11 protein-coding genes are annotated in these 10,529 nt (G+C 69.2%); 2 read left to right on the top strand and 9 right to left on the bottom strand.

Going from position 1 to position 10,529, the window contains the following annotated elements; translation table 11 throughout:
* Positions 1-33: 33 nt before the first annotated feature.
* The gene (locus Tsedi_RS07375; RefSeq protein ID WP_143895192.1) at positions 34-525 is read left to right on the top strand and encodes a thioesterase family protein; all 492 of its coding nucleotides are present in this window, start codon (positions 34-36) and stop codon (positions 523-525) included.
* On the opposite strand, the gene Tsedi_RS07370 is transcribed toward Tsedi_RS07375, so the two are convergent.
* The 5 genes from Tsedi_RS07370 to Tsedi_RS07350 are packed head-to-tail and all read right to left on the bottom strand — an operon-like array spanning position 510 to position 4,663.
* Complete coding sequence (locus tag Tsedi_RS07370; RefSeq protein ID WP_143895190.1) at positions 510-1,808, bottom strand: O-antigen ligase family protein; 1,299 nt, start codon at positions 1,806-1,808, stop codon at positions 510-512. The two genes, Tsedi_RS07375 and Tsedi_RS07370, sit on opposite strands and share 16 nt — an antisense overlap.
* Complete coding sequence (locus tag Tsedi_RS07365) at positions 1,777-2,532, bottom strand: glycosyltransferase family 2 protein (RefSeq protein WP_342781097.1); 756 nt, start codon at positions 2,530-2,532, stop codon at positions 1,777-1,779. Before Tsedi_RS07365 ends, Tsedi_RS07370 begins: the two co-directional genes overlap by 32 nt.
* Entirely contained in the window at positions 2,510-3,436 is a 927-nt protein-coding gene (locus Tsedi_RS07360) for a glycosyltransferase family 2 protein (RefSeq protein ID WP_143895186.1), read from the bottom strand. Before Tsedi_RS07360 ends, Tsedi_RS07365 begins: the two co-directional genes overlap by 23 nt.
* Positions 3,437-3,476: 40 nt before the next feature.
* Positions 3,477-3,704 (bottom strand): zinc-finger domain-containing protein, encoded by a 228-nt coding sequence (locus Tsedi_RS07355; RefSeq protein ID WP_143895184.1) that lies wholly within the window; start codon positions 3,702-3,704, stop codon positions 3,477-3,479.
* A 23-nt stretch (positions 3,705-3,727) separates the two neighbouring features.
* Positions 3,728-4,663, bottom strand: coding sequence for a branched-chain amino acid transaminase (locus tag Tsedi_RS07350; protein ID WP_143895182.1), 936 nt, complete (start codon positions 4,661-4,663; stop codon positions 3,728-3,730).
* Between the two features lie 198 nt (positions 4,664-4,861).
* On the opposite strand from Tsedi_RS07350, the gene Tsedi_RS07345 reads away from it, so the two are divergent.
* On the top strand, positions 4,862-5,602 hold the full coding sequence (locus tag Tsedi_RS07345; RefSeq protein ID WP_143895180.1) for a hypothetical protein: 741 nt from the start codon (positions 4,862-4,864) through the stop codon (positions 5,600-5,602).
* A gap of 30 nt (positions 5,603-5,632) precedes the next feature.
* On the opposite strand, the gene Tsedi_RS07340 is transcribed toward Tsedi_RS07345, so the two are convergent.
* The 4 genes from Tsedi_RS07340 to Tsedi_RS07325 are packed head-to-tail and all read right to left on the bottom strand — an operon-like array spanning position 5,633 to position 10,499.
* Complete coding sequence (locus Tsedi_RS07340) at positions 5,633-6,742, bottom strand: protein-glutamate methylesterase/protein-glutamine glutaminase (protein ID WP_143895178.1); 1,110 nt, start codon at positions 6,740-6,742, stop codon at positions 5,633-5,635.
* A 21-nt stretch (positions 6,743-6,763) separates the two neighbouring features.
* Complete coding sequence (gene cheD, locus Tsedi_RS07335) at positions 6,764-7,399, bottom strand: chemoreceptor glutamine deamidase CheD (protein ID WP_143895176.1); 636 nt, start codon at positions 7,397-7,399, stop codon at positions 6,764-6,766.
* Entirely contained in the window at positions 7,396-8,232 is an 837-nt protein-coding gene (locus Tsedi_RS07330) for a CheR family methyltransferase (protein ID WP_143895174.1), read from the bottom strand. Before Tsedi_RS07330 ends, cheD begins: the two co-directional genes overlap by 4 nt.
* Positions 8,229-10,499, bottom strand: coding sequence for a chemotaxis protein CheW (locus Tsedi_RS07325; protein ID WP_143895172.1), 2,271 nt, complete (start codon positions 10,497-10,499; stop codon positions 8,229-8,231). Before Tsedi_RS07325 ends, Tsedi_RS07330 begins: the two co-directional genes overlap by 4 nt.
* Between the last annotated feature and the right edge of the window lie 30 nt (positions 10,500-10,529).

Here is a 10,529-nt window from a genome sequence, read left to right as displayed (position 1 = left end):
TGCCGGGGACGCCCCCGACTTGGAGCCGATCCCATGACGCGCATCATCCATCCTCCGGGCACGCCGGTGACGTTCGAGCCGGACTTCATCGCCGGCGTGCGCGAGATCTTCGAGGAGCGCATCGTCTTCAACCGCGTGCTGGGCCTGCAGGTCACCGGCATCGCGGCCGATCGCGTCACCGCCCGCATCGCGATGCGGCCGGAGCTGGTCGGCCATTTCGCCTACAACCGCCTGCACGGCGGTGTCATCAGCGCGGCGCTGGACGCGATGGGGGGCCTGGCGGTGATGGCGGCGATCGGCGCACGCCACCTCGACGAGCCGGTGCCGCAGCGCCTGCAGCGCTTCGCCAAGCTCGGCACCATCGACCTGCGCATCGACTACCTGCGCCCGGCCATCGGCGAGGGCTTTCTGCTGGAGGCCGAGGTGCTGCGCCTCGGCTCACGCGTGGCCTCCACCCGCATGGCGTTCCAGGGGCTGGACGGCCGGCTGCTGGCGACGGGGGCGGCGGCTTACATCGTGTCGTGACGCGGCGCAGCGGCAGCGCGTGGCTGACCGTCGGCGAGGCTGGGGCTCGCGGCTGAACGCCCGAGGTTGGGTTGCACCTGCAGCATCGCCAGCAGCAGCCATAGCAGGCATATTCCGCTGGTGTAGTAGTTGTGGGCCGTGTTCACATTGGTCAGGCCGCTGACGCCGACCACCACGGCCCAGCCGACAAGCGTCCAGCGCGTGGCTGGATCCATAGATCGGCTCCTGAACGCCAACGCCAGCGGCACCGCCACCATGGCCAACGCCGCCCCGAGTCCGGCCAGGCCGTGGTCGAGCCAGGCGTGCAGGTATTCATGATGCACATGCCCCAGCGCGCGCAGCGTGGCGGAGTCATGTAGATCGGCCCACTGGCGAATCAAGGCCCGCCGACCTTCGATGCCGACCCCCCTCCAAGGCTCGCTTTGGACGGCCGTCCAGGCGTGTTGCCATAGAAGCACCCGCGCGCCCACCGAGGTTTCCGAGGCGGTCGGAGCTTGCTGGTGAACGGCGCGCCATTCTTCGACGCTTTGCAGCCAGCGGTGCTGGACGGCTTCTTGCATCCATGGGGCTGAGCTCATCGCAAAAACCAAAGCAGCAATCCCCAGCAGCGCCCCCCAACGCGCCTGATGCAAGACCCGTTGCCACAGCAGCCAGCTCCAGGCCAGCAGTGTCAGCACCACTGCTGTGTAAGCCCCTCGCGTGTGCGAAGCCATGATTGCGACGCTGGCGCAAGTGGCTCCCCATCCGGCGCACCAGCGCAGGCGTGAAGTGGGGCTGTGCAGCGCTTGGGCCAGCAACGCCAAGGTCACCAGACCCATCACATTTGCCCAAGGAATGGCGTTGGTGACCAAATCTTTTCGCTCCACCACCAGCGCCACAGCCATGCCCAACGTCGCCATGGCGGTCAGCGTGCCGACCCAAAGCGTCGCGGCGTGCCGCAAGAGCCACTCGGGCCCGCCAGGTCGGCGCAGCACGACCGCAAGGGCCAGCGACGTGATCAGCCACTTCAGCTCCCAGTGCCGCTCAGCCAAGCCATCGCCGTGCCAGGCCGCCGCCAGCAACCGCAGTCCGATCAATAGGGCGGCTACGGCCAAAGCCTGTCGCCAGGCTGAAGGCAGTGAGGAACTCGCAGGCTGGCGCCTGGCTTGCACCCAAGCCAGCAACCAGGCCAGCAACAAGGCCAAGCCCATCATCTTGGGCACCGCAGGCGCCAGCGCGGTGGCGGTCAACAGCGGCAGCCACAGCAGCGCCTCAGCGCTTGGCCAACGTTTCCAGGTGATCACGGTCGTAAGCCAGGGCAGCGTAGCGGAACAGGCACTCCAGCGCGATCAGCAGGCAGAACAAGAAGCCAGCCCCCCCTCCGGTAAAGCCACGCCGAAACACATACAAGCGAATGAACATCGCGCTGGCCGAAGCGAGACCCCGCAGCACCCCGCCGCGTTGGCCGCGCTGGGCCCGCTTGGCGGCACCCAGTTGCGTGTACTGCGCCAGCTTGCGCAGGCTGTCGTAGACTGTCTCGCGCGAGTGGTGGTGCAGCGGGGCGCGCAGCTCCACCACCGGCAGCCGGCGCTTCAACAGCGGGCCCTCGTGCACCACCCCTTCGAATCCGACCAGTTCGGCGACGGGAAACAGCCGCGGCAGTCCGCGGCGCTGAAAATGCGTCAGGGGCCGCCCAAACGCATGTTCAAGCCAAGCGATGCGTCCGACAAAAGGTTCTGGACGGGTTTGCAGCAACGCCAGGATCTCATCCCGCAGCGAGTCAGGAATCACTTCATCGGCGTCAAGCCACAGCACGTAATCGGTGCGGATGAAGGGAAGCAGCCGGTTGCGCTGCTGGGCAAAGCCTTGCCAGTCGGCAAACACATGCACATCTGCGCCCAGCGCGGCGGCACGCTGGCAGGTGTCGTCGGTGCTGCCACTGTCGGCCACCAGCCATTGATCGGCGAAAGTGGCGCTGCGCAGACAGCGCTCGATGCGCGCGGCCTCATTGAGGGTCAGCACGGCCACGCACAAGGTAGGCCGACCGGTTGGGGTGGAGGAGGTCGTCATGAGGTTGCCACTGCCAAAGCCCACGCAGCCGCCCCCACGCTCGCGCCATCCCCTTAGGATGCAGCAACAGCAAACGCAGCGGCAGGCTTAGCACTGTCGCCAACAGCAGCCTGCGGCGTCCCCGTCGGGCCGCAGCCAATCCGCGATGTTTGGCGGTGAAGGTCAGTTTGGACTGAACATGATGGTAGCCGCGGCGCATTTCCGCCCGCCACGGCCAGCGCGTGCGCACCGAGCCGCGCGAGCGGTGCTGGGCGCGGCAGTCAGGGACGACGATGATCGGCAAGCGCCGTTGAAACAGCCGCAGGCACAGATCGTCGTCTTCGTAGTAGAGAAAAAAGCGTTCGTCAAACAGCGGCTGCGGCACCGCCGAGCGGCGCAGCAGCAGCGCTGCGCCGCACGCAAACCCGACGCAGACGGGGCCTTCAGCCGGCCCGCCGCGGCCAGGCCAGCTCAGCGGCGCCCAGCGGTAGTTCACCTGAGGCCGCCCGCGGGCGTCCACCAGTTGGGGCGCCAGCACAGCGACTTCGGGCCAGACCTGCGACCATTGCAGCAGCCGTTCAAGGCAGGCTGGTTCCAGCGTGCAATCGGGGTTCAACAACAGCGCCCATTCGGTTTGGACGCGCTCCATCGCCCGGTTGTTGGCGGCGCCGAAACCAAGGTTGCGCGGCAGCGCCAGCACCTGAGCGTGCGGCCATAAGCCCCGTGCCCGTTCCACGGTGTCGTCCTCGCTGGCGTTGTCAACCACGATCACGTGAGGACAGGCGTCCAACAGTGGCTTTTGCGCCGACAGGCAATGACGGCTGTTGTGCGTGACGACAACGACCGTAACCTGCGAGAGCTTGGGGCTGGCGTCGGCAAGCATCAGGCGCTTGGCGGGCGGCGCGACCGCGCGCCGCGGCGGCTCAATGGCTCCATCCCGAAGCGCCCGCGGTCTCACGCAGCCGATACACCGTCCCGCAATAAGGACACTGCGCCTCCCCGGTCTTGGCGACGTCGAGGAAGACGCGCGGGTGGCTGTTCCACAGCTCCATGCCGGCCTTGGGGTGAGGGCAGTGGATGCCGCCATGGGCATTGAGGTCGCTGGCGGTAAGCTCGACGATCGCGGGGGCGTGTGTGGCGGTGGCGCTCATGGTGACCAGGCTGAAAAAGAACTTCACACCGGCGTAAGCCAGTGCGCGTACTTCGGGTTGCGGCCGTTGACGATGTCGAAGAAGGCGCTCTGGATGCGCTCGGTGATCGGGCCGCGCTGGCCGGCGCCGATCTGGATGCGGTCGAGTTCGCGGATCGGCGTGACCTCGGCGGCGGTGCCGGTGAAGAAGGCCTCATCGGCGATGTAGACCTCGTCGCGCGTGATGCGCTTCTGCACCACCTCCAGGCCCAGGTCCTTGGCGATGTGCAGCACGGTGTTGCGCGTGATGCCGTTGAGCGCGCCGGCCGACAGGTCCGGCGTGTAGATGACGCCGCCCTTGACGATGAAGAGGTTTTCGCCGGCGCCTTCGGAGACGAAGCCGGCCGGGTCGAGCAGCAGCGCCTCGTCGTAGCCGTCGTCGGTGGCCTCCATGTTGGCCAGGATGGAGTTGGTGTAGTTGGACACCGTCTTGGCCTGCGTCATCGTGATGTTGACGTGGTGGCGCGTGTAGCTGGAGGTCTTGACGCGGATGCCGCGCTTCATGCCCTCTTCGCCGAGGTAGGCGCCCCAGGCCCAGGCCGCCACCATCAGGTGCACGCGGTTGCCCTTGGGGCTGACGCCGAGCTTTTCCGACCCGATCCAGGTCAGCGGACGGATGTAGCCGCTTTCCAGCCCGTTGGCGCGGATGACGGCGCGCTGCGCCTCGTTGACCTCCTCCATGCTGAACGGGATCTGCATGCGCAGGATCTTGGCGCTGTTGAACAGGCGCTCGGTGTGCTCCTGCAGGCGGAAGATCGCCGTGCCGCGCTCGGTCCTGTAGGCGCGCACGCCCTCGAAGGCGCCGCAGCCGTAGTGCAACGTGTGCGTCAGCACGTGCACCTTGGCGTCGCGCCAGTCGACGAGTTCGCCGTCCATCCAGATCTTGCCGTCGCGGTCGTGCAGCGGGAGCGGGGTTGCCATGCGGAATCCTTGCGATGGGGAAGGGGCGCGGCCGAAGATCTCGGCGCCCGCGCCGGAAGCATGGCGACGATTGTACGGCCAGCGTGAGGTTGAAAAACGTGCCACAAGGCCCTAAAGTCCGGCTCAAGCCGGCCGATAACAGGGAGGACCGCGGGGCGTGGGTCCTGCGGATGGGCTCGTCAAGCCGAGGAATGCGCCATGTTGACCATCTCATCGATCGCCGTAGCACCGTCGCCGCAGGCGACGCCGGTCGTGCGTGCGCAGCCGGTCACGCCGGTACGGCCCGGCAACGCGGTGGCCCGCGACGCCGCCGCACCGGCGCAGGTCACCCCGCAGGGCGAGGCGGGGCGGGTGCAGGCGGCCGCGACGCCGCCGCTGGCGCCCGTGGCCCCTGCGCAGGAGACCCAGCGACCCGATCCGCAGGTCAACGCCGCCGCGCCGGAGCGCGCCGGCCTGCCGCCGGCGCAGGGGCGGCCGGAGCCGGGGCCGCGCGAGCAGGCCCAGGCCGCTGCGCAGCAGGCTCAGCAGGACCGCGCGGAGCGCGCGCGCGCCGAGGACGCCGGCCGCCGCGCCGAGGAGCGCCGTGCCCAGGCTCGCGGGGAGGCGCAGCGCAGCGAGCCGGCGCAGCGGTCCGACGCCCAGGACGAAGGCTACCCGCCCGTGAAGAACCCGGCGCTGGAGGCGCTGGATACGCAGATCAAGGAGTTGCTGCCCAACCTCTGGAAGGCCAGCCGCACGGCGGTCGACATGGTGATCGGCGAGGAGGCGCGCAAGGCGGCGGCCGAGCGCGCGCAGAAGCTGGAGGAGCTGCACCAGCGCCTCAACGCCCGTCCGCTGGCCAGCCTGCCGCCGGGTGAGCCGCAGCAGTCCTATGGCGTGGCGGCGGACGGTGCCGGTCGCGATGCCAAGCCGGGCCCGCGCATCGACCGGCTGGTCTGAAGCGCCCTCGCCTGTGGTGGAGCGGCGGGCTCAGATGCGGTGGCGCACGCCGGCGGCCGCCACTCGCTCCATGATGGCGCGCGCGATCTGCTTGAGCGGCAGCACGGCGTGCACCGCGCCGGCTTGGATGGCCATCTTCGGCATGCCGAAGACGACGCAGCTGGCTTCGTCCTGCGCGATGTTGTAGGCGCCGGCGTCGCGCATCTCCTTCATCGCCTGCGCGCCGTCGCCACCCATGCCGGTCAGCATCACGCCGATGGCGTTGGGGCCGAGCACGCGCGCGCACGAGCGGAACAGCACCTCCACCGACGGCTTGTGGCGGTTGACCGGCGGCGAGTCGTCGACCACGGCGACGTAGTTGGCGCCGCTGCGCGCGATCGAGAACTGCTTGCCGCCGGGGGCGATGTAGGCGTGGCCGGGCAGGATGCGCTCGCCATCGCGCGCCTCGGCGACGCGGATGCGGCACAGGCTGTCGAGCCGCGCGGCGAAGCTGGCGGTGAAGCCGGGCGGCATGTGCTGGGTGATGACCACCGCCGGTGCGTCGGCCGGCAGCTCCATCAGGATCTCCTTGATCGCCTCGGTGCCGCCGGTGGAAGCGCCGATGCAGATCACCTTCTCGGTGGACAGGCGGATCGGCGCCGGGCTGGCGGCGGGGGGCAGCGGGGCGGTCAGGGCGGTGCCCGCATGGGCGGCTGCCACGGTGGGCGCCGCCGGCGGTGGACTGACCAGCCGGCGCACGTGCGCCTTGGCGGCGATGCGGATCTTCTCGACGATGTCGTCCGCGAGTTCCTGCAGCCCGGCGGTGACGCCGATGCGGGGCTTGGCGACGAAGTCCACCGCGCCCAGCTCCAGGGCCTTGAGCGTCGTCTCCGCGCCCTGCTCGGTCAGCGTCGAGACCATGACCACCGGGGTGGGGCGCAGCCGCATCAGGCGCGCCAGGAACTCCAGCCCGTCCATCTTCGGCATCTCGACGTCGAGCGTGATGACGTCCGGGTTGCGCTCGCGGATGATCTCGCGCGCCTGCAGCGGGTCGGCGGCGGTGCCGACGCACTCCATGTCCGGCTGCCTGTTGATGATCTCGGCCAGCAGGCTGCGCACCAGCGCCGAGTCGTCGACCACGACCACCTTGATCTTCGGCATGGCGGGGAGGATAGCGCAGTTTCAGAACAGATCCACCGTGCCGCCGGCGCGCGCCTGCGCCAGCCGCGTGGCGGTGCCCTGACGCTCCTGCTGCTCCAGCACGTCGGGGTGGGCGTGCGCCAGGCGCTTGACCATGGCCTTGCCGGTGACGGGGAAGAACACCACCTTGCGCGGGTAGATGTCCATGACGTCCTTGGACACCACCGGGATGCGCTCGGTGGCCAGGTAGTCCAGCACGAACAGCGTGTTGCGCTCGCCGACGTTCATCGACGTCATGCCGGCGATCACGGCGCCGCCGCCGAACACCTTGGCCTGCATGTACTCGCGCGTGGAGCCGCGCTTGATCAGCTCGTTGATCAGCAGCTCCATGGCGTAGGAACCGTAGCGCCCGGAGGTGTCGGCGCCGCCCTCGGGCAGCATGAAGTGGTTCATGCCGCCGATGCGCAGCCGCGAATCCCAGATGCAGGCCGCGATGCACGAGCCCAGCACCGTCATGATGAGAATGTCCTCGTCCGTGACGTAGTACTCGCCCGGCAGCACCTTGGCGGCGGCGTAGCGGAAGTGCTGGTCGTAGAAGAAGAACGAGGCCTCGCCCGGCTTGCGCGGACGGGACTTGAGCACCTGCACGTGCGCGGGGGAGTGCACCGACGACGTCATAGTCTTTCGTAGATGGTCTTGCCGCGCAGGCGGAACAGGTCGCGCGCGTCGGAGAAGTTCTCGGCATGGCCGACGAACAGCGTGCCGTGGGGCTTGAGCACGCGGTGGATGCGCGCCAGCACGCGCCGCTGCGTGGCGTGATCGAAATAGATCATCACGTTGCGGCAGAAGACGGCGTCGAATGTCTCCTGCAGCGGCCAGTGCTCGTCGACCAGGTTGAGCGTGAAGAACTGCAGATGTCGCTGCAGCTCGGGCTTGACGCGCGCCAGCCCCTCGTTGGCGCCCTTGCCGCGCAGGAAATAGCGGCGCAGCTGCTCGGGCGTCAGGGGCTTGAGCTGCTCGAGCTTGTAGACGCCGCGCTGCGCGGTCTGCAGCACGCGCGTGTCGATGTCGCTGGCCCAGATGCGGAAGCGCCCGCCCACGCCGAGGACATCGGCCATCGTGATGGCGATCGAATACGGCTCCTCGCCGGTGGAGGCGGCGGCGCACCAGATCTTCCAGTCCAGGCCCGGCTGCTCGCGCGCCAGCCGCGCCAGCTCGACGAAGTGGTGGTTCTCGCGGAAGAACGAGGTCAGGTTGGTGGTCAGCGCGTTGACGAACTCCTGCCACTCCTGCGCGTCGCCGCTGCTTTCCAGCCAGTCGAGGTAGGCGCGGAAGCTGTCGTGGCCGGTCTCGCGCAGGCGGCGCGAGACGCGGCTGTAGACCATGGCCTGCTTGCCCTCGTGCAGGCTGATGCCGGCGTGACGGTAGATCAGCTGGCGGATGCGCTCGAAGTCCGCCGGCGTCCACGCGAATTCGCGCGCCTGCAGCTGGGCGGCGGCCTCCGGCTTCATGTGCGCACGCGCCGCACCAGGGCCGAGGTGTCCAGGATCAGCGAGACGCTGCCGTCGCCCAGGATGGTGGCGCCGGAGACGTTGGGCACCTTGCGGTAATTGGCCTCCAGGTTCTTGATGACCACCTGCTGCTGGCCGAGCAGCTCGTCGACCATCAGCGCCACGCGCGCCCCGTCGGACTCGATCACGACCATGATGCCGTTGGCCCCGTCGCTGGTCTTGCGCGGCACCTGGAACAGCTCGTCCAGCGCGATGACCGGCATGTACTCGTCGCGCACCTTGACCAGCTGGGCGCTTTGCGCCACGGTGTTGATGCTGGTGGATTCGACCTGGAACGACTCGACCACCGACGACAGCGGCAGGATGTAGACCTCGTCGGCCACGCGCACGGTCATGCCGTCCATGATGGCCAGCGTCAGCGGCAGGCGCACCTTGACGCTCATGCCGTAGCCCTCGGCCGAGTCGATCTCCACCGTGCCGCCCAGCGCGGCGATGTTCTTCTTGACGACGTCCATGCCGACGCCGCGACCCGACACGTCGGTGACCACCTCGGCGGTGGAAAAGCCCGGCGCGAAGATCAGCTGCCAGACCTCCTGGTCGCTCATGTCGTCGGAGCAGGGGATGCCCTTCTCGCGCGCCTTGCGCAGCAGCTTCTCGCGCGACAGGCCGCGGCCGTCGTCGCGCACCTCGATCAGGATCGAGCCGCCCTGGTGCGCCGCCGACAGCGTGATCGTGCCCACCTCCGGCTTGCCCTTGGCGATGCGTTCGGCGGGCGGCTCGATGCCGTGGTCGCAGCTGTTGCGCACCAGGTGCGTCAGCGGATCGGTGATCTTCTCGATCAGGCCCTTGTCGAGTTCGGTGGCTTCGCCGTGCGTGACCAGCTCGACCTTCTTGCCGAGCTTGGTGGCCAGATCGCGCAGCATGCGCGGGAAACGGCTGAAGACGACCGACATCGGGATCATGCGGATCGACATCACCGATTCCTGCAGATCCCGGGTGTTGCGCTCCAGATCCGCCAGGCCCGCCAGCAGCTGCTGGTGCAGCGTGGCGTCGAGGTCGCGGCTGTACTGCGCCAGCATCGCCTGCGTGATGACGAGCTCGCCGACCTGGTTGATCAGCTGGTCGATCTTGCTGACCGAGACGCGCAGCGTGGTGGTCTCCAGCTGCGCGTTGGCGGCCTGGCGCGCCTGCTTGGCCGCCTCGCGCGCGCGGGCGTCGGCACTGGCGGCGGCGGAGGCTGGCTGACCCTGCTGCTGCGCGGTGGCCAGCGCCTGCGCCTCGGCCTGCAGCGCGGCGGCGTGCTCCGACGGCGTCACCGGGTTGCCCGGTGCGCCCGGGAACAGGCCATAACCGTGCACCTCGTCGGGGGCCGGGGCAGGGGCACCGCTGGCGTCCGGCCGCGTGGCCGCCACCGGGCTGCCGGGCGCGCCGGCGAACAGGCCGTAACCCTCCTCGATGACGTCGCGGCTGTGCTCCGGCGTCTCGTTCGGCGTCGCCATCGCGGGGGCGGCTGCCGCCGGAGCCGCCGCGCCATCGAGCGGCTCCAGCCGGATCTGCTCGCGCGCGACGTGGAACGAGAACAGGTCGAGCAGCTCGTCGTCGCTGCTGGTGGTGTCGATTTCGTAGATGCGCAGCTGGCCCTCGGTGCGCTCGCCGGTGATGCTGCCTAGGCCGGCGATGTCGCGGAACAGGTCCTTGATCGGGTCGGCCAGTTCCAGCCGGTCCAGCGGGCCGATGACCGCACGCAGGCGCCGCGGTGCGCCCGGCGGGCTTGCAGCGGGCATGCCGCCTGCGCCCAGCGGTGCCGGTGTCGGTGCCGGAGCCGGAGCCGGAGCGGGGGGCGGCGCCGGGGAGGGTTCCGCCTGGCCGCTGGCCAGCGCCCGGATGCGCGCCACCAGGCCCGCGGTCTCGGGCGGCTCGCCGCCCAGCCCCTGGTGGCGCGCCAGCAGGCCCTTGAGCGCATCGCTCGATTCCAGCAGCACGTCCACCATCGGCACGGTGGCCTTGAGCTCGTGGCGGCGCAGCTTGTCCAGCAGCGATTCCATCTGGTGGGTCAGCTCGGCCACGTCCTCGAAGCCGAACGTGGCCGCGCCGCCCTTGATCGAGTGCGCGCAGCGGAAGATCGCGTTGAGCGTCTCGTCGTCGACCGTCTCCACGTCGAGGTTGAGCAGCAGCTGCTCCATCTGCTCGAGGTTCTCGCCGGCCTCCTCGAAGAAGATCTGATAGAACTGGGTCAGGTCGAAGCCGTCGGTGGCGGTGTCAGCCATGGTCTTGCTGCCGGGCGTGAGGGTGGGACG

This window comes from Tepidimonas sediminis, assembly GCF_007556605.1.
In the GTDB taxonomy this organism is placed as follows: domain Bacteria; phylum Pseudomonadota; class Gammaproteobacteria; order Burkholderiales; family Burkholderiaceae_C; genus Tepidimonas; species Tepidimonas sediminis.
Note: the sequence above shows the minus strand (reverse complement) of the source record. Positions and strands in the feature narration are given on the sequence as shown.

Coding starts and splice junctions, on each gene's coding strand:
- Tsedi_RS07325 (WP_143895172.1), bottom strand. CDS start 10,499: ATGGCTGACACCGCCACCGACGGCTTCGACCTGACCCAGTTCTATCAG.
- Tsedi_RS07345 (WP_143895180.1), top strand. CDS start 4,862: ATGTTGACCATCTCATCGATCGCCGTAGCACCGTCGCCGCAGGCGACG.
- Tsedi_RS07330 (WP_143895174.1), bottom strand. CDS start 8,232: ATGAAGCCGGAGGCCGCCGCCCAGCTGCAGGCGCGCGAATTCGCGTGG.
- Tsedi_RS07355 (WP_143895184.1), bottom strand. CDS start 3,704: ATGAGCGCCACCGCCACACACGCCCCCGCGATCGTCGAGCTTACCGCC.
- Tsedi_RS07350 (WP_143895182.1), bottom strand. CDS start 4,663: ATGGCAACCCCGCTCCCGCTGCACGACCGCGACGGCAAGATCTGGATG.
- Tsedi_RS07340 (WP_143895178.1), bottom strand. CDS start 6,742: ATGCCGAAGATCAAGGTGGTCGTGGTCGACGACTCGGCGCTGGTGCGC.
- Tsedi_RS07375 (WP_143895192.1), top strand. CDS start 34: ATGACGCGCATCATCCATCCTCCGGGCACGCCGGTGACGTTCGAGCCG.
- cheD (WP_143895176.1), bottom strand. CDS start 7,399: ATGACGTCGTCGGTGCACTCCCCCGCGCACGTGCAGGTGCTCAAGTCC.
- Tsedi_RS07360 (WP_143895186.1), bottom strand. CDS start 3,436: ATGCTTGCCGACGCCAGCCCCAAGCTCTCGCAGGTTACGGTCGTTGTC.